Annotated in this window: 3 protein-coding genes; all 3 read left to right on the forward strand. The window is 70.9% G+C overall.

Translation table 11 applies throughout. The features are described from left to right. From SFA35_RS12060 to SFA35_RS12070, 3 genes are read left to right on the forward strand one after another with little or no spacing between them, the layout of a single operon-like run. Positions 1 to 6,543 carry a non-ribosomal peptide synthetase gene (locus SFA35_RS12060; protein ID WP_320578622.1) on the forward strand — a complete coding sequence of 2,181 codons (6,543 nt, stop codon included), beginning with the start codon at positions 1 to 3 and terminating at the stop codon, positions 6,541 to 6,543. Beyond that, positions 6,540 to 12,911, forward strand: coding sequence for a non-ribosomal peptide synthetase (locus SFA35_RS12065; protein ID WP_320578624.1), 6,372 nt, complete (start codon positions 6,540 to 6,542; stop codon positions 12,909 to 12,911). Before SFA35_RS12060 ends, SFA35_RS12065 begins: the two co-directional genes overlap by 4 nt. Next, positions 12,908 to 19,381: a non-ribosomal peptide synthetase gene (locus SFA35_RS12070; protein ID WP_320578626.1), complete on the forward strand. Its 6,474-nt coding sequence runs from the start codon at positions 12,908 to 12,910 to the stop codon at positions 19,379 to 19,381. Before SFA35_RS12065 ends, SFA35_RS12070 begins: the two co-directional genes overlap by 4 nt. Positions 19,382 to 19,956: the final 575 nt, after the last annotated feature.

Below are 19,956 nucleotides of genomic sequence, written 5' to 3' on the forward strand. Positions count from 1 at the left end.
ATGGATGCCCGTTTCGACGATGCAACAGGTCTGGCAGCGGCACTGGCCCAACACGCGCGCCAGCGCCCACAGCAAGTGGCCCTGCGGTTTGTCGACGAGGAGGGCGTCACCACCCTGACCTGGCGCGAGCTCGACGGCCATGCCCGGGCCATCGCCCGCACGCTGTTGCTGCACACCGAGCCCGGCGAGCGCGCAGTGCTGGTCTACCCCAGCGGGCCGGACTATGTCGCGGCGTTCTTCGGCTGCCTGTACGCCGGCGTCATCGCGGTGCCGGCCTATCCTCCGGAGTCGCACCGCAGCCAGCACCTGGCGAGGCTGCAGGGTATCTTTGCCGACGCCGAGCCTACCCTGGTCCTCAGCCACGCGGCGCTGGCCGAAACCCTCGGCCAGGCCTGCGCGCAGCTGCATGCGGCACCGACCCTGCTGTGCACCGACCGCGCCCTGCTGACCCCGGCGCCGGACTGGGCCGGCGAGCTGCCCGCCGCCGATTGCATCGCCTTCCTGCAGTACACCTCGGGCTCCACGGCAACCCCCAAGGGCGTGCAGGTGAGCCACGGCAACCTGGCGGCCAACGAAGCGGCGATCCGCGAGGGCTTCGCCGTCGGCGCCGACGACGTCATCGTCAGCTGGCTGCCCCTGTACCACGACATGGGGTTGATCGGCGGCCTGCTGCAAGCCATCTACAGCGGCATCGAATGCGTGCTGATGTCGCCGGCCTACTTCCTGCAGCGGCCGTCGCGCTGGTTGCAGGCCATCGCCGAGTACGGCGGCACCATCAGTGGCGGCCCGGATTTCGCCTACCGCCTGTGCTGCGAACGGGTGCGCGACACGGCCCTCGCCGAACTCGACCTGAGCCGCTGGCGGGTGGCGTTTTCCGGCGCCGAACCGATCCGCGCCGACACCCTCGAGGCCTTCGCCCAGCGCTTTGCCGGCAGTAGTTTCCAGGCCGCCTCGTTCATGGCCTGCTACGGCCTGGCCGAAGCCACCCTGTACGTCAGCGGCGGTGCGCCACGCTCCGGCATCCAGGTGCTGGAGCTCGACCGCGCGGCCTTGGCCGAGCAGCGCGGCGTGCCCGGCGTCGGCCTCAGAATCGCCAGTTGCGGCCAGGCCCGTGGCGGCCAGCAGCTGCGCATCGCCGACCCCCTGAGCGGCGCCGAACGCGCCCCGGGCGCGGTCGGTGAAGTCTGGACCTGCGGCGCCAGCGTGGCCCAGGGCTACTGGCGCAACGCCGAGGCCAGCCGCGACACCTTCGTCGAACATGGCGGGGCAACCTGGCTGCGCACTGGCGACCTGGGCCTGCTGCACGACGGCCAGCTGTACATCACCGGGCGCCTCAAGGACCTGCTCATCGTGCGCGGGCAGAACCTCTACCCCCAGGATCTGGAACACAGCCTGGAAGGCGCCGTGGCCGGGCTGCGCGCGGGCCGGGTAGCGGCGTTCGCCGTGCTTGACGAGGGCGGCGAGGAGGGCGTCGGCATCGCCGCCGAAATTGCCCGCGCGCAGCTGCGCCAGCAGACCCCGGGGGAAATCGTTCAGGCCATTCGCCAGGCCCTGGCCGACAGCCACGGCCTGTTGCCGCTGGCGGTGGCGCTGCTGGAGCCGGGCGCCATGCCGCGCACCTCCAGCGGCAAGCTGCAGCGCTCGGCCTGCCGCCAGCAACTGGCCAGCGGCGAGCTGACCAACCTGGCGGCTACCGACAGCCCGCCGCCGGCCGTGCGCAGCGCGCCGCTGAGCGCGGCCGAGCAGGCGCTCGCCAGCGGCTGGGCAGAGGTGCTGGAAAGTCCCCCAACCAGCGCCGAGCAGTCGTTCTTCGGCCTGGGCGGCAACTCGCTCAAGGCCATGCTGCTGGTTGGCCGGCTGCGCGAGCAGTACGCCGTACCGGTCACGGTCGCGGTGATCTTCGAGCAGCCGACCCTGGGCGCGATGGCCGCCTGGCTCCAGGCCCAGCCCCGGGAGGTGCCGCGCGAACCCCTGCGGCCACGGCCTGCCGGCAGCCCGCCGGTGCTCTCGGCCGCCCAGAGCCAGTTGTGGTTTCTCTGGAAGCTTGATCCCCAGGCCGTTGCCTACAACATCAGCGGCCAGGTCAAATGGCGCGGCAGGCTCGATCGCCCGGCGTTGCGCGCCGCCTTGCAGGCGTTGGTGACACGTCACCAGGTGCTGCGCACGCGTTTCCCGGAAGCGCAGGGGCGGCCGCAACCGACCCTGGCCGCACCGGGCCCGGTGACCCTCACCGAGCATGACCTGCAGGCGCAGGATCCCGGCGTGCGCGAGGCCAAAGCGCGCGAGTTGGCGCTGGAAGCGGCCCATCGGCCGTTCGATCTGGGCGGCGATGCACCGTTGCGCGTCGAGCTGACCCAGCTGGATGAGGCCAGCTTCTGGCTGCAACTGACCCTGCACCACATCGTCGCCGACGGCGCTTCGATGAATCGCCTGATCGGCGAACTGGCCGAGCTGTACGCCGCCGCGCTGCAGGGCCGCGAGGCGCAGCTGCCGGCGCTGGCGGTGCAGTACGCCGACCATGCGGCGTGGCAGCAGGCCTGGCTGAGCGGCGGCGAAGGGGCGCGGCAGTTGGCCTGGTGGCGCGAGCAGCTGGGCAGCGAGCATCCGCTGCTGGCACTGCCCAGCGACCGGCCACGCCCCGCCGTGCAGGGTTTCGCCGGCGGCCAGGTCGAGGTATGCCTCACGCCGGCCCTGCTGAAGGCGCTGCGCAGCCTGGCGGGCCGTCATCAGGCGACCCTGGCCATGGTCCTGCTGGCCTCGTTCAAGGTCTTGCTGGCGCGCTACAGCGGGCAGACCGACCTGCGCGTCGGCACCACCGTGGCCGGGCGCAACGTGCCCGAGGTCGAAGGCCTGATCGGCCTGTTCGTCAACCTGCTGGTGCTGCGCAGCGACCTGCAGGGCGGCCAGTCCTTCGCCCAGCTGCTGGGCCAGGTCAAGCAAGGCCTGCGTCAGGCCCAGGCGCATCAGGACCTGCCGTTCGAGCAGTTGGTCGAAGCCCTGCAGCCGGAGCGCAACCTGGGCCACAACCCGTTGTTCCAAGTGGCTTTCGACCACCAGTGGCCGCAACTGGACAGCCTCGGGCAGTGGCCCGGCCTGCACTTGCAGGCGGTCGAGCATTTCCAGCAGCACACCCAGTTCGACCTGACCTTGCACACCCTGGAGCGCGACGATGCGCTGAGCGCCCATTTCACCTACCGCCAGGACCTGTTCGACGCTGCCAGCATCGAGCGCCTGGCCGGCCACTGGCAGCAGTTGCTGGCGGGCATCGTCGCCGCACCCGAGCTGCCGATCGAGCGCCTGGCGCTGCTCGGCGCAGGCGAGGGCGAGCAACTGCTGCAGCGCTGGAACCCGACCGGCGCGCAGCCGCTGCCGGTGGCCACGCAAGACTCGCTGCACCAGCGCATCGCCTTGCAGGCTCAGCGCCGGCCCGGGGCAATCGCGCTGACCTGCGAGGGTCGGCACTTGACCTACGCCGCCCTCGACCAGCGCGCCAATGCCCTGGCCTGGGTGCTGCGCGAGCAGGGGGTCGGCCCGGACGTGCTGGTGGGGCTGGCGATGGAGCGCTCGTTCGAACTGATCGTCGGCCTGCTGGCGATCCTCAAGGCCGGTGGCGCCTACCTGCCCCTGGACCCCAGCTACCCCCACGAGCGCCTGGCCTATCTGCGCCAGGACAGTGGCGTGCAGCTGCTGCTGGTGGACCAGGCCGGGACCCCGGCGTGGGCGGCCGGCCTGCCGACGCTGTGCCCGGCGCAACTGGCGCTGGCACCGCGCAGCGATGCGCCGCCCGCCGCGCAGCATGCCGACCAGCTGGCCTATGTGATCTATACCTCCGGCTCCACGGGCCAGCCCAAGGGGGCGATGATCAGTCACCGCAACGTGCTGCGCCTGTTCGACAGCGCGGCGCAGACTTTCGCGTTCGATGAGCGCGACGTCTGGTCGCTGTTCCACGCCTATGCCTTCGACTTTTCGGTGTGGGAAATCTTCGGCGCGCTGCTGCACGGCGCGCGTCTGCTGCTGGTGCCCTACCTGACCTCGCGCGATCCGCAGACGTTCTACAGCCTGCTCTGCCGCGAAGGCGTCACGGTGCTCAACCAGACCCCCTCGGCGTTTCGTGGCCTGATGGGCGCGGCCCTGAGCCCGGCGGCGAGCACCGAACCGGCCCCGGCGCTGCGCTACGTGGTGTTTGGTGGCGAAGCGCTGGACATGCCCATGCTGCGCCCCTGGCTGGCACGCTTGGGCGAGGACTCGCCGCAGCTGATCAACATGTACGGCATCACCGAAACCACCGTGCACGTGACCTTCCGACGCCTCTGCGCCGCCGACCTGCACGGCCAGAACAGCCCCATTGGCGCGCCGCTGGCGGACCTGCGCTGGTACTGCCTGGACAGCCAGGGCGAGCCGGTGCCCCTCGGGGTCGCGGGCGAGCTGTACATTGGCGGCGCCGGCCTGGCGCGCGGCTACCTGGGCCGCCCGGGCCTGACCGCCGAGCGCTTCTGCGCCAGCCCCTTCGCCCCCGGCGAACGCCTGTACCGCACTGGTGACCTGGCGCGCCTGGGCCACGACGGTTCGGTGCAGTACCTGGGGCGCATCGACCAGCAGGTCAAGCTGCGCGGGTTCCGCATCGAGCTGGGCGAGATCGAGGCGCAGCTGTATGCCCAGCCGGCGGTGCGCGAGGCCGTGGTGCGGGTCAGAAACGCTGCCGGCGACAGTCAGCTGGTTGCTTATGTGGTGGCCGATGCGCAGGCCCTGCGCGGCCAGGACGAGGCCGACACGCAGGGGCAGGCCGAGCGGGTCGGGCAGTGGTCGACCGTGTTCGACGGCATCTATTCCGGCGCCACCGCTGCCAGCGTCACGGACGCCGAGCACCGGGTAGTCAGCGCGCCCAGCTTCATCGGCTGGAACGACAGCTATGGTGACCGGCCGATCCCCGAGGCGCAGATGCAGGAATGGCTCGATTGCACCACCGCGCGAATTCTTGCCCTGAACCCGCAGCGGGTGCTGGAAATCGGCTGTGGCGTCGGCCTGCTGACCCAGCAACTGGCGCCACGCTGCACGGTATACCGCGGCACCGACCTGTCGCACCAGGCGGTCGCCAACCTCTCGGCCTGGGTCGCCACCCGGGCCGACCTCGGTCACGTGCGGTTGAGCCAGCAGCCGGCCACCGACTTCAGCGGCATCGAAGCCGGGGCCTACGACACCGTGGTGATCAACTCGGTGGCGCAGTACTTCCCGGATGTCGACTACCTGGTGCAGGTGCTCGAAGGCGCGCTCACCGCGCTGTGCCCCGGTGGCCAGCTGTTTCTCGGCGACCTGCGCGCGCTGGACCTGCAGCCGACATTCCACGCCTCGGTGCAATTGCACCAGGCCGACCCCGAACTGCCCTTGGCCGACCTGCCGATCCGCATCGAGCGCAGCATCGCCGAGGACGCCGAGCTGCTGCTGGCGCCGGGCTTTTTCGCCGCGCTGCGCAGCCGTCTGCCGCGCCTGGGCGCGTGCCGCCTGCAACTGCGCCGCGGCCGCGCCGGCAACGAGCTGACCCGCTACCGCTATGACGCGGTGCTGCAGGCCGGTGCGGCGCTGCCCGTCCAGGCCCAGCCTGACCACGCCTGGCAGGCCGAGGGCAACGACCTGCAACGCCTGGCCACGCTGCTCGAACAGCAACGCCCGGCGCGGGTGCAGGTGCAGGGCCTGGCCAACGCCCGGCTGGCGGCGGATCAGGCCATTGTCCACGGCATGCAGGTCCCCGGGCTGCGCACGGTTGGCGACCTGCTGGCCTGGCGCGCCGCGCAGTCCTGGCCCGCAGACGACCCCGAAGACTACTGGGCACTGGCCGAGCGCCACGGCTACGCCGCATTGGTCAGCTGGAGCACCGGCAGCGAAGGGCGCTTCGACGTCCTGCTGCACGACCTCGCGGCTACGCCGGCGCTGGATTATCCCGTCTCCAGCGCCGGCAGCGCCGCCTCGACCCGCGCCGACTGGCACCGCTTCGCCAGCGATCCGCAGCTGGCCCGGCGCCGCCAGCAACTGGGCCCGCGCCTGCGTGAAGCGCTCAAGGCCAGCCTGCCGGCGCACATGCTGCCGGCGCACATCTGGGTGCTCGGGCGTCTGCCCTTGACCACCAACGGCAAGCTCGACGAGCGCCAGTTGCAGGCCCTGGAGCCGCAGCGCAAGGCCGCTGCCGCCTGGCAGGCGCCCCAGGGCGACGTCGAGCAGACCCTGGCCCGGCTCTGGGCGCAGGCGCTGGGCCTGGAGCAGGTCGGGCGCGACGAGCACTTCTTCGAGCTGGGCGGCCACTCGCTGCTGGCCACTCAAGTGGTTGCGCAGATCAACCAGCAGTGCGCGGTGCAGCTGGCGTTGCGCGATTTCTTCGCCGCCAGCGACCTCGCCGCCCTGGCCCGGCACGTCGAGCAACTGCAGGCCCAGACCTTGTCGAGCGAGGCGCTGGACGCCGAGCTGAGCGCCGCCCTGGCGTCGATCCAGGGGCTTTCCGAATCTCAATTGCAGGCGCTGATTGCCAGCGCCGCCGAGGAAGTACCGTCATGAGCAAGTTGCAAGACGCGCTGCAAAACCTCACGCCCAGCCAGCGCCAGGCGCTGGAGGCGGTGCTGGCGAAAAAAGGCCTGGCCGGCCAGGTCAACCTGCCGATGCCCCAGGCCGATCGCAGCCAGCCGCTGGCGTTGTCCTTCGCCCAGCAGCGCCTGTGGTTTCTCTGGCAGCTGGACCCCGACAGCGCGGCCTACAACATTCCCGGGGCGATTCGTATCCACGGCGCGCTCGACCCGTTGCGCCTGGAGCAGTGCATGCAGGCCCTGGTGCAGCGCCACGAAGCTTTGCGCACCACCTTCCACAGCGGCGAAAACGGCGACGTGCAGGTGATTCATCCGGCCCTTGCCGTGGGCCTGACCCGCGTCGATTTGCGCGACCAGCCGGCGGCGCTGCGTGAATACGTCCAGGCCGAGGCGCAGGCACCGTTCGACCTGCGCAGCGGGCCATTGCTGCGCCTGACCCTGCTGGCCCTCGGCGAGCAGGAGCACCTGCTGTTGATCACCTTGCACCATATCGTCGCCGATGGCTGGTCAGTGGACGTGTTTCTCAAGGAGTTCTGCGTGCTGTACGACGGCGCTGCGGGCGGCGCTGTCCCGGCGTTGCCGCCGCTGGCCCGGCAATACGCCGACTACGCCTGCTGGCAGCGCGACTGGCTGGCCGCCGGCGAAGGCGCGCGGCAACTGGCCTGGTGGCGCGAACAGCTGGGCGCTGAGCAACCGCTGCTGGCGCTGCCCCATGATCGCCCGCGCCCGGCTGCCCTGAGCGGTCGCGGCGCCAACCTCTCGGTGCAGCTGGACCGGCCGCGCAGCGAACGGCTCAAGGCGTTCGCCCAGAGCCGCGGCATGAGCCCGTTCAGCGTCTGGCTAACGCTCTACAGCCTTTTGCTGCAACGCCTGAGCGGCAGCGACGACCTGCGCATCGGCGTGCCGGTGGCCAACCGTGGCCGCGCTGAAATGGCCGGGGTGGTCGGCTTCTTCGTCAACAGCCTGGTGCTGCGCACGCGCTACGACAGCCAGCTGAGCTTCGAGGCTTGGCTGGTCGAGGTCAACCAGGTCTCGCAGCAGGCCCAGGCGCATCAGGACCTGCCGTTCGAACAGTTGGTCGATGCCCTCCAGCCCGAGCGCAGCCTGAGCCACAACCCGCTGTTCCAGGCGAAATTCAACTACGGTTTCGACACCTCGCAGCTGCCCAGCCCGCAAGGCTTGCGGCTGAGCTCGGAAACCGTGGAGCAGCTGGGCGCACATTTCGACCTGGCGCTGGACATCGCCGACAGCCCGACGGGCTTCAGCGGCTTCTTTACCTATGCCTGCGACCTGTTCGACGCCAGCACCGTGCAGGGTTTCGCCCGCCTGCTGGAGCAATTGCTGGACGCCGCGCTGGCGGCGCCGCAGACGCCGTTGCACCGCCTGGCGGTCGCGCCCATCGAACCACTGACCGATGCGCCGGCGGCGCGCCTCGATCCGCTGCAAAGCTGGCAGTCGCTGCTGCAATCGGCGCCCGACGCCCTGGCGGTGGTCGATGGCCACGTCAGCCTGAGCCGTGGGCAGCTGGATGAACAGGCCAGCCGCATTGCCGGGCATCTGCAGCGCGCCGGCATCGGCTGCGGCGCTGTCGTTGCCGTGGCCCTGCCGCGCTCGGCGTCCTGGCTGGCGGCCCTGCTGGGGGTGCTCAAGGCGGGCGCGGCCTACCTGCCGCTGGACCCCAGCCAGCCGCCGCAGCGCCTGCGGCAACTGCTGCAGGCCAGCGCTGCGCGGCGGCTGATCGGCCGTGACCCGGCGCTGGCCAGCAGCCAGTGCCCGCTGCTGCACCCTGACGAGGCCGGCCCGGAGCTCGCCACGCCAGCGGCGCCAGTCCCGGCCGGCAGCCCGGCCTATGTCATCTATACCTCAGGCTCCAGCGGCCAGCCCAAAGGCGTGCTGGTCAGCCACGGCGCGCTGGGCCAGTACCTGCACGGGCTGCTCGAACGCCTGGCGCCGCTGCCGGCGGGCGGCATGGCGATGGTCTCCAGCGTCGCCGCCGACCTGGGCCATACCACGCTGTTCGCCGCCCTCTGTGCAGGGCGGCCGCTGTACCTGCCGGGTGACGAGGTGCTGCGCGACGCCGAGGCGTTCGCCCAATTCATGGGCCGGCACGCGGTCAGCGTGCTGAAAATCGTTCCCAGCCATCTCGACGGCCTGCTGCAGGCCTGCCCCGACGCGTCGCTGTTGCCCCGCGAGCTGCTGATTCTCGGCGGCGAGGCCAGCTCGCCGGCGCTGCTGCAGCAGGTGCGCGCGCTGGCGCCGCAGTGCCGGGTGATGAACCACTACGGCCCGAGCGAGACCACGGTCGGCGTGCTGACCCACGAGTGGCCGCTGGATGCCGCTGTACCGGTGCCGCTGGCGCTGGGCCGGGCCTTGCCGGGGGTGCGCCTGCAAGTGCTGGACGCCGACCTCAACCCGGTCGCTGCGGGTGTCACCGGCGAGCTGTACATCGGTGGCGGCAGCCTTGCCCTGGGTTACCTCGGACAGCCAGGCCTGAGCGCCGAGCGTTTCGTCGCCGACCCGGCCGGGCAGGGCCGGCGGCTGTACCGCAGCGGGGACCGGGTGCGGTGCAACCGCGACGGCCTGCTGGAATTCGTCGGCCGGGTCGACGACCAGCTGAAGATCCGCGGCTACCGGGTCGAACCGGGCGAGGTGGCGCGGGTGCTGGCGGCGCTGCCCGGCGTGCGCCAGGCCACCGTGCAGGTGCATGAGCAGCAACTGGCCGCCTGGTGCGTGCTGGCCGCCGAGGCCAGCCTGGCGCAGGTTCAGGCGCAGCTGCGCGAGGCGCTGCCCGACTATCTGCAACCGGTTCACTGGACCTTGCTGCAGGCACTGCCGCTGACCGCCAACGGCAAGCTCGACCGCCGTGCCTTGCCGGCGCCGCAGGTGCAGGCTGCAGCGAAGCCAAGCCAGCCCGAAGGGCCGGTGCAGAGCCTGCTGGCCGAGATCTGGAGCGAAGTGCTCAAGTGCGAGCGGGTCGGCGTCGACGACAATTTCTTCACCCTGGGCGGCGACTCGATCCTCAGCCTGCAGATCATCGCCCGGGCCCGCAAGCGCGGGCTCAAGGTGCTGCCGCGCCAGCTGTTCGAGGCGCAGACCATCCGCGCACTGGCCGCGCTGCTCGACGCAGCGCCCACCCCGGCGGGTGGCTTGCCGGCCATTGCCCGAGTGGCCGAGCGCGGCCGCGCGCCGCTATCGTTCGCCCAGCAGCGCCTGTGGTTCCTCTGGCAGCTGGCGCCGCACAGCGCGGCCTATACCATTGCCGCCGCCGTGCGCCTGCGCGGCCAACTGGATGAACCAGCCGCACGGGGCGCTTTCGCCGCGCTGCTGGCGCGCCACGAAAACCTGCGCACGCGCTTTGTCGAGGAGCAGGGCCAGCCGTGGCAGGTCATCGATGCCGCCAGCCAGGTCGAGCTGGACTGGCAGCGGCAGGTGCTGACCAGCGCCGAGCAGTTGCCCGAGCGCCTGGCCGCCGATGCCGCGCAGCCGTTCGACCTGGCCAGCGGGCCGTTGCTGCGCCTGCGCCTGTATGTACTGCCGGGCGAGGAGGCGGTGTTGAGCCTGGCGCTGCACCACATCATCGCCGACGGCTGGTCGATGAATCTGCTGATCGAGGAATTTGCCGCGCACTACCGCCAGGCGGTTCAGGGCCAGGCTGTCGAGCCTGCGCCCCTGGCGTTGCAGTACCTGGACTATGCCGCCTGGCAACGCCAGTGGCTGGCAGCAGGAGAAGGCCGTCGCCAGCTCGACTGGTGGCGCGCCTACCTGGGTGACAGCCAGCCGTTGCTCGAACTGCCCGGCGACTTCGCACGTCCGGCCGTGCAGAGCTACCGTGGCGCCAGCCTGGCCTTCAGCGTGCCGCGCAGCCTCGCGGCGGCCCTCGCGGCCCGCGCCCAGGCACACGGCAGCACGCCGTTCATGCTGCTGCTGGGCGCCTTCGCCGTGCTGCTGCAACGCTACAGCGGCCAGCACGACCTGCGCATCGGCGTGCCCCAGGCCAACCGCAGCCGCGTCGAGTTCGAAGGCCTGATCGGGCTGTTCGTCAACACCCAGGTGCTGCGCGTGCAGTTGCACGGCAGCGAGACCTTTGCCGCCTTGCTGGCGCGCATCCAGCATGACGTCGGCGCTGCCCAGGCGAACGCCGAGCTGCCGTTCGAGCATCTGGTCGAGGCCTTGCAGCCGCAGCGCAGCCTCAGCCACAACCCGTTGTTCCAGGTGATGTGCAGCCACACCCGGCTGCGTTCGCAAGCCCTGAGCGGACTGCCCGGGCTGCAATTGGAGGTGCTGCCCCAGCAGGAGCGCACCGCCCAGTTCGACCTGGCGCTGAACACCGAAGAGCTGGCCGACGGCAGCTTCAAGGCGCGCTTGACCTATGCCACCGACCTGTTCGCCGCCGCCAGCGTGGAGCGCCTGCAACAGGCGTTCATGCTCGTGCTCGAACAGTTGGCGGGCGGCCTCCGGACGCCGCTCGAACAGCTGCAGTTGCTGCGCGCCGAGCAGGCGCCACGGGTGGAAAGCGACCCGCGCGGGCTCGGTCCGGACCTGCTCACGGCGCTGGCCGAGCAGGTCGCCGAGCGGCCCGAGGCGCCCGCCCTGAGCATGGCCGGGCAGACCCTGAGCTATGCCGAAGTCGAACGCCGGGCGAACCAGATGGCGCAGCGCCTGCGCGCGGCGGGGGTCGGTCCCGAGGTGCTGGTGGGGATCGCTGCCGAGCGTTCGCTGCAGCTGGTCATTGCCCTGCTGGCGATCCTCAAGGCGGGCGGCGCCTATGTGCCGCTGGACCCGGATCACCCGGCCGAGCGCCTGGCCTACATGATCGAGGACAGCGGCCTGCAGCTGCTGCTCGGCGAGCGCGCGCTGCTGCCAGGGCTGGCGGCGGGTGCGGGTTCGGTGCAGGTGCTGTGCCTGGAGGACCTGACCCCGGACAAGCTGGCGCGCTACGGCCACACGGCACCGGCGCTGCGGGTCGAGCCCCAGGCCTTGGCGTATGTGATCTACACCTCCGGTTCCACCGGGCGGCCCAAGGGTGCCGGCAACAGCCACGCAGCTTTGGCCAACCGCCTGCACTGGATGCAGCAGGCCTACGGCCTGGGGGCCGGCCAGCGCGTGCTGCAGAAAACCCCGAGCAGCTTCGATGTGTCGGTCTGGGAGTTCTTCTGGCCGCTGATCAGCGGTGCCTGCCTGGTCCTTGCGCCCCCGGGGGCGCACCGCGAGCCGGCGCGCCTGGCCGAATTGATCGCCGCCGAGCGCATCACCACGCTGCACTTCGTGCCGTCCATGCTCCAGGCCTTCATCGATGAGCCGCGCGCCAGCCTGTGCAGCAGCCTCACCCAGGTCTTCTGCAGCGGCGAAGCGCTGGCGCTGGCGACCCTGCAGCAGGCCCAGGCCTGCCTGCCCAAGGCCACCTTCTACAACCTGTACGGCCCTACCGAAGCGGCCATCGATGTCAGCCACTGGACCTGCGGCCAGGAGCAGGGCAGGGTGCCGATCGGCCGGCCGATCAGCAACCTGCGCCTGTACCTGCTCGACGATCGCCTGCAAGCGGTGCCGGCCGGCGCCATCGGTGAGCTGTACATCGGTGGCGCGGGCCTGGCCCGTGGTTACCAGCACCGCGCCGGGCTCAGCGCCGAGCGCTTCGTCGCCAACCCTTTCGTCAGCGATGGCGGGCGCATGTACCGCACCGGCGACCTGGCGCGGCTGCGCCCCGACGGCGCCATCGACTACCTCGGTCGCAGCGACCAGCAGGTCAAGCTGCGCGGGTTGCGCATCGAGCTGGGCGAGGTGGAGAACTGCCTGCGCCAGTGCCCGCAGGTGCAGGCCGCCGTAGTCGACGTGCGCCTGTCACCGGCCGGCCCGCAGCTGGTGGCCTGGATCTGCGGCAGCGCCAGCCGCGAGGCGCTGCTGGCGCAACTGCGCCGGCAACTGCCGGAGTACATGCTGCCGGCGCTGTTCGTGACGCTGCCGAGCCTGCCCTTGAACGTCAACGGCAAGCTCGACCGCAAGGCCCTGCCGGCACCGCTGTGGCAGGCCGCACCCGCCTTCCGCGCGCCGCACACGGCGGTGCAGGGCGAGATCGCCGAGATCTGGCGCGACCTGCTGGGCGCCGAGCGGGTCGGCCTGGACGACAATTTCTTCGCCCTCGGCGGCCATTCGTTGCTGGCGACCCAGGTGCTGGCGCGGATCAAGCGCCAGCTCGCCGTGGACCTGCCGCTGCGCGTGGTGTTTGCCAGCGACAGCCTGCAGGACCTGGCCGCCGAGGTGCAGCGCACACTCGACAGCGCCGGCAGCGGCGATGACATCGACAGCATGAGTGCATTGTTGGCACAACTGGAGGCGCAAGCATGAACAACCCATCGCACGCCGCGTTGCGGCAGATCGCCGAGCGCCTCAATGCCTTGCCGGAACACCTGCAGGCGCAGTTTCTCGAGCAACTGGCCGCACGCGGCATCGACTTCGGCCAACTGCCCATCGTGCCCGCGCCGCGCAGTGAGGCCTTGCCGCTGTCCTACGCGCAGCAACGCCTGTGGTTCCTCTGGCAGCTGGACCCGCACGGCACGGCCTACCACATACCCTGCGCCCTGCGCCTGCGCGGGCACCTCGACCCGCAGGCGCTGAGCTGCGCGCTGAACACCGTGGTGGCCCGCCATGCGGCGTTGCGCAGCCGCTTTCCCAGCATCGACGGCCAGGCCCGCCAGGTCATCGAGCCGCCTGCCGCGCTGGCGATCGAACAGCTGGATCTGGGCGAGGTCGCCGCCGCCCAGCGCGAGGCCCATGCCCGGGCACTGATCGAGCTGCGCAGCCGGCAGACCTTCGACCTGGAGCGCGGCCCGTTGCTGCGAGTGTGCCTGATGCGCCTGGCCGACGACGACCATGTGCTGCTGCTGACCCTGCACCATATCGTCGCCGACGGCTGGTCGCTGAACCTGCTGGTGGCCGAGTTCACCGAGCTGTACCGCGCGTTGCTGCAGGACTGCCAGGCGCACCTGGGCGACCTGCCGATCCAGTACCACGACTACAGCCAATGGCAGCAGCGGCTGCTGGCGGCCGGCGAGCGCGAGCGGCAACTGCGCTGGTGGCGAGAGCAGCTGGGGGGCGAGCAGCCGCTGCTCGACCTGCCGCTGGATCATCCGCGCCCGCGCCAGCCCGGCGGACGTGGCGCCAGCCTGCAGCTGGAACTCTCGCCACGGCTCGGCGAGGACCTGCAGCAGCTGGCGCGCAGCCAGGGCGCGAGCCTCTTCCATGTGCTGCTGGCCGCCTTCCAGGTGCTGCTGTACCGCCACAGCGGGCAGCGCGACGTGCGCGTCGGCGTGCCGGTGGCCAACCGCAACCGCGCCGAAACCCGCGACCTGATCGGCCTGTTCGTCAACACCCAGGTACTGCGCAGCCGGCTCGAGGGCCAGCAGCCGTTCAGCGAACTGCTGCAGTCGCTGCGTGACACCGCGCTGGCCGCGCAGGACCATCAGGATCTGCCCTTCGAGGTGCTGGTCGATGCCCTGGCGCCCGAGCGCGATGTCAGCCGCACGCCGCTGTTCCAGGTGATGTTCAACCATCAGCAGCGGGCCTTCGGCGCCCTGGCGCAGTTGCCCGGGCTGCACGCCGAGGTTTTCGCCCAGCCGCCACGCAGCGCCCGGTTCGATCTGTGCCTGGACACCGAGCAGAGCCCCGACGGCAGTTTGCAGGCCACCTTGACCTACGACTGCGACCTGTTCACCGCGCCGCGCATCCGCGCCCTGGGCGAGCAGTACATCAGCCTGCTCGCGCAGTTGTGCCGCGCGCCGCAGACCTGCCTGGACGCTTTTACCCTGCTGGACCCGGCCCAGCGCCAGGCGGTGCTGGCCAGCGGTCGCCGTGCGCCGCGCCCGGTGGCCGACGCGCCGCTGCACCGGCTGTTCGAAGCCCAGGTGCGGCGCAGCCCCGACGCAGCGGCCGTGAGCGGCGCCGGCGAGCGTCTGACCTATGCCCAGCTCAACGCCCGGGCCAACCGCCTGGCGCACCACCTGCGCGGCCTCGGCGTGGGCGCCGACAGCCTGCTGGGTGTGGCCTTGCCACGCACGCCGAACCTGCTGGTGGCCCTGCTCGGGGTGCTCAAGGCGGGCGCTGCCTATGTGCCGCTCGACCCGCAATACCCGGCCCAGCGCCTGCAACTGATGCTCGCCGACAGCGGTGCGCGCTGGCTGCTGACCGAGCCGGCGCTGGCCGAACAATGGGCCGGTACGACCGCGCAGCTGCTGTGCCTGGAGTCACTGATCGCGGGTGAGGGCGACGGCCTGAACGAGGACGATCTGGCCGCTGACGGGCACGATGGCCACGCCGCACAACTGGCCTACTGCATCTACACCTCCGGCTCCACCGGCACCCCCAAAGGCGTGGCGGTGGCCCATGGCGCAGTGGTCAATTTTCTCGCCAGCATGGCCAGCGCCCCCGGCATCGGCGCCGGCGACAAGGTGCTCGGCCTGACCTCGCTGTCCTTCGATATCGCCGTGCTGGAGCTGTACCTGCCGCTGCTGGCCGGGGCCCAGGTGGTGCTGGTCGACCGCGATCAGGCGCGCGATCCCCAGGCCTTGTCCGACGTCATCGAAAGCGCCGGCGTGACCCTGGTGCAGGCCACGCCTTCTACCTGGCGGCTGCTGCTCGACGGCGGTCGGCCGCAGGTGCTGCGCGGGCGGACCCTGCTGTCCGGCGGCGAGCCGCTGGCGGCCGACCTGGCCCAGCGCCTGCTGGCGCTGTCGCCGAGCCTGTGGAACCTCTATGGCCCCACCGAAACCACGGTCTGGTCGGCGCAGTGGCGGCTGACCCCGGCGGCGCCGACGCCGCTGCTCGGCCGGCCGCTGGACAACACTCAGCTGTACGTCCTCGACGAGCAGCTGGAGCCGGTGCCCCATGGCGTGGCTGGCGAGCTGTACATCGGCGGCGCCGGGCTGGCGCGCGGCTACTGGCGGCGCCCGGGCCTCAGCGCCGAGCGCTTCGTCGCCGACCCGTTCGGCGCTCCCGGCGCACGCCTGTACCGCAGCGGCGACCTGGCGCGCTTCGACGCCAATGGCGTGCTGGTGTACCTGGGCCGCATCGACCAGCAGGTCAAGCTGCGCGGGCACCGCATCGAGCCTGGCGAAGTCGAGGCGCGGCTGCTCGAATGCGCTGGGGTGCGTGAAGCCGCCGTGGTGGTGCGCGGCACGCCCCAGGGCGAGCAGCTGGTTGCCTATCTAGTCGGCCCGGCGCCTGGAGCTTGGCCGCAACTGGCGGCGCACCTGGGCGCGCATCTGCCGGCGCACATGCTGCCGACCCAGGCGGCCATGCTCGCAGCCTTGCCGCGCACACCCAATGGCAAGCTCGACCGCAAGGCCCTGCCGGCGCCCGTCGCACTGATGCCCGAAGAAAGTTTCCAGGCGCCGCGCGGTGCCGCCGAACAGGCCCTGGCGCAGATCTGGCAGGCCTTGCTGGGCGCCGAGCGGATAGGGCGCGAGGACAGTTTCTTCGCCCTGGGTGGCGACTCGGTCGGCTCGATCCAGATGGTCAGCCGCGCGCGCAGTGCCGGCTGGCTGATCGAGCCGCGCCAGGTGTTCCAGGCGCCGCAGCTGGCCGCCCTGGCTGCGCTGGCACTGCCGGTGCAGACGCCGCCGACCACTGCGCTGGCGCCGTTCGCCCTCGCCGGGCTGACCGATAGCGAGCGCGAGGCGCTGGACCTCGGCCGTTTCGAAGATGCCTACCCGCTGTCGCCGCTGCAGCATGGGCTGCTGTTCCATGCCCGCCAGTCAGGCGCCGATGACGTCTATGTCAACCAGCTGCGGCTGGACGTCGAGGGGCTCGACGAAGGGCGCTTCGGCGCCGCCTGGCAGGCGCTGATGGACCATCATCCGGGCCTGCGTGTGCAACTGGACTTCGCCCGCGAGCAGCCGCTGCAATGGATTCACCGGCGCCTGCACGTACCGATCACGGTGCTGGAGGGGCGCGCCGCGCACACGTTGGATGAACTCGCCAGGCAGGACCGCCAGCGCGGCTTCGACCTGGCCGCCGCGCCCTTGTGGCGCCTGACCCTGGTGCGCCTGGGGGGCGGGCGGCACCACCTGATCTACACCTGCCACCACCTGCTGCTCGATGGCTGGAGCACCGCGCAACTGCTGGGGGATGTGCTGCGTCACTATGGTGATCAGGAGCATGGCCATCAGGAGCATGCCGGTGAGGAGCTGCCCAGCCTTGCCGCGCTGGCTCATCCGCGCCAGTTCCACGCCTGGCTGCAGGGCCTCGATGAGCAGGCTGCGCAGGGCTTCTGGCGCCAGCAGTTGCAGGGTCTGGAGCAACCGACGCGGTTGGCCGACGTGCTGCCGGCACCTGCCCAGCCGCCGGCCGTGGGCGCCGAGCAGGGCCGCTGCACCTTGCGCCTGGACCGCGCCGACACGGCACGCCTGAATGCGTTCGCCGGGCAACTGGAGGTGACCTTGAACACCCTGGTGCAGGGCGCCTGGGCGTTGCTGCTGCAGCGCCTGAGCGGCCAGGCCACGGTGGCCTTCGGCACCACCGTGGCGGGCCGGCCGGCGCACCTGCCGGGCATCGAGCAGCAACTGGGGCTGTTCATCAATACCTTGCCGGTGGTCTGCGCACCGTCGCCCCAGGCCAGCGTGGCCCAGTGGCTGCAGGCGGTACAGGGCCAGGCCCTGGCCATGCGCGAGCACCAGCACACGCCGCTGGCGCAGATCCAGCAATGGGCCGGTGGCCGTGGTGCAGGCGCCGATGGCGCGCTGTTCGACAACCTGCTGGTGTTCGAGAACTACCCCCTGAGCACCGCGCTGGAGCACGGCCGCCGTGCCGGCCTGAGCTTTGGCGAAGTGCTGAGCGACGAGCGCACGCATTACCCCTGGACCTTGATCGTGGTGCCCGGTGAGCAACTGACGTTCAGCGCCCGTTACGCACCCGAGGCTTTCAGCCAGGCGTCGGCCGAGACTCTGCTGGCCGCGCTGCAACAGCTGCTGCTGGGCCTGGTCGAAAGTGCCGGGCAGGCTCTGGGCAACCTGCCGTTGCTCGACCGCGCGGCCCTGGCGCAGCAGGTCCAGGGCTGGAACCGCGACAGCGACCTGCCGCTGGCGCTGACCCTGCACCAGCGTTTCGAGCGCCAGGCCCAGGCCAATGCCGACGCCGTGGCGGTCATCGACGGCCAGCAGCGCCTGACCTATGGCGAGCTCAACGCCCGCGCCAACCGCCTCGCGCATCGTCTGCGTGCCCGTGGTGTGGGGCCCGGCAGCCGGGTGGGGGTGGCGCTGGCGCGCACCCTCGCGCTGCCGGTCGGCCTGCTGGCGATTCTCAAGGCCGGTGCCACTTATGTGCCGCTGGACCCGGCCTATCCCGCCGTGCGCCTGGGCTACATGCTGCGCGACAGCCAGGCGGCCTGGCTGCTGGCCGATGCCGGCCTGGCCCTGGAGGTGCCAGCGGGCGTGGCGTTGCAGAGCATGGCCGAGGACCTGCAAGACTGGCCGGCGCACGACCCGCAGCCGCTGGCGACACCCGCTGACCTTGCCTATGTGATCTACACCTCCGGCTCCACCGGCCAACCCAAGGGCGTGGCCATCACCCACGCCAGCGCCAGCGCGCTGGTGCAGTGGTCGCTGGCCAGCTTTGCCAGCGAGGACCTGAGCGCGGTGCTCGGGGCGACTTCGGTGTGCTTCGACCTGTCGGTGTGGGAGTTCTTCGTGACCCTGTCGGCCGGTGGCACGCTGCTGCTGGCCGAGAACGCACTGGCCTTGGCGACGCTGCCGGCGCGCGAGCAGGTGCGCCTGATCAACACGGTACCTTCGGCCATCGCGGCACTGTTGCACAACGGCCAGATTCCGCGCAGCGTGCGGGTCATCAACCTGGCCGGCGAGGCCTTGCAGCAGAGCCTGGTCGACCGGCTCTACGCGCTCGGCCACGTGCAGGCGGTCAACGACCTGTACGGGCCCTCCGAGGACACCACCTATTCCACCTGGAGCCGGCGCACGCCGGGCGGGCGCGGCAATATCGGCCGGCCCCTGAGCTGGACCCGCAGCTACGTGCTCGACGCCACGCTGCAGCCATTGCCCCTGGGGGTGGCCGGCGAGCTGTACCTGGGTGGGGCCAAGCTGGCCCAGGGCTACCTGGGCCGCAGCGGGCTGACCGCCGAGCGATTCATCGCCAGCCCCTTCGTGCCCGGCGAGCGCCTGTACCGCACCGGCGATCTGGTGCGCTACACCGCCGAGGGCGTGCTGGAGTACGTCGGCCGCCTCGATCATCAGGTGAAGATCCGTGGCTTTCGCATCGAGCTGGGCGAGATCGAGGCGTCTCTGCTGGCGCATCCCCAGGTGCGCGAAGCGGCGGTGCTGGCCCGCGAGGCCGGCTTGATCGCCTACGTGGCCGGCGTTGCCGAGGTAGCGCAGCTGCAGGCACATCTGCGGGCGCGCTTGCCGGCGCATATGGTGCCTGGTGAGTGGGTGCTGCTGGCGCGCCTGCCGCAGACGCCCAACGGCAAACTCGACCGCCACGCCCTGCCTGCCCCGGCGCCACGCGCGCATCGCTACCAGGCGCCCAGCGGTGCATTGCAGACGCAGCTGGTAGCCATCTGGGAGGACCTGCTGGAGGTCGAGCGGGTCGGGGTCGACGACGACTTCTTCGAACTGGGCGGCCACTCCCTGCTCGCCACCCGGCTGCTGTCACGCCTGCAGCGCGAGTTGCAGGTGCAACTGAGCCTGGCCGAGGTCTTCGGCTGCCACACGGTGCTGGCCCTGGCTGCCCTCATCGAACGGCGCCAGGCGCCGGTGGACGCGCAGAGGATGAGCCGGCTGGAGGATTTGATGGCGCAGTTGGAGGAGTGAGGGTTGGGGTTCGGTGGTGGGGCCCCTATGCGCCCGGCGGGAGGTTCAATATGGCCACCACCGGCCGCCCGCGCGGCCTATCGCCAGCTTCGCCGGCTCCTACATTTGCTTCGAATGTGCCGTTCCAGACAGACCACCTATGACCGCCCCGAACATCAAAGGCGGTCATAGGAGATGTCACTGGATGCATATAACTCGAAACAGATGTAGGAGCCGGCGCAGCTGGCGAGAGGCCGCGCGGGCGGCCGCTGGTGGCCCTATTGGACATTTCGCCGGGCGCCCGAAGATCAAACCGGCCTGACGGCCTCTCGGGGCTTTGCCCCTCCCACGTCTGCCTGAAATGCAATCACGGCCACCACCGGCCGCCCGCGCGGCCTATCGCCAGCTTCGCCGGCTCCTACATTTGCTTCGAACGTGCCGTTCCAGACAGACCACCTATGACCGCCTTGGTGCTTGGCGGTCTATCGTCGAACATCAAAGGCGGTCATAGGAGATGCCATTGGATGCACATAAATCGAAACAGATGTAGGAGCCGGCGAAGCTGGCGATAGGCCGCGCGGGCGGCCGATGGTGGC

It is taken from the genome of Pseudomonas sp. HR96 (genome assembly GCF_034059295.1).
GTDB lineage: Bacteria > Pseudomonadota > Gammaproteobacteria > Pseudomonadales > Pseudomonadaceae > Aquipseudomonas.

What these genes read in the sequence shown, in the direction of transcription:
- SFA35_RS12060 (WP_320578622.1), top strand. Translation starts at nt 1, where the DNA reads ATGGATGCCCGTTTCGACGATGCAACAGGTCTGGCAGCGGCACTGGCC.
- SFA35_RS12065 (WP_320578624.1), top strand. Translation starts at nt 6,540, where the DNA reads ATGAGCAAGTTGCAAGACGCGCTGCAAAACCTCACGCCCAGCCAGCGC.
- SFA35_RS12070 (WP_320578626.1), top strand. Translation starts at nt 12,908, where the DNA reads ATGAACAACCCATCGCACGCCGCGTTGCGGCAGATCGCCGAGCGCCTC.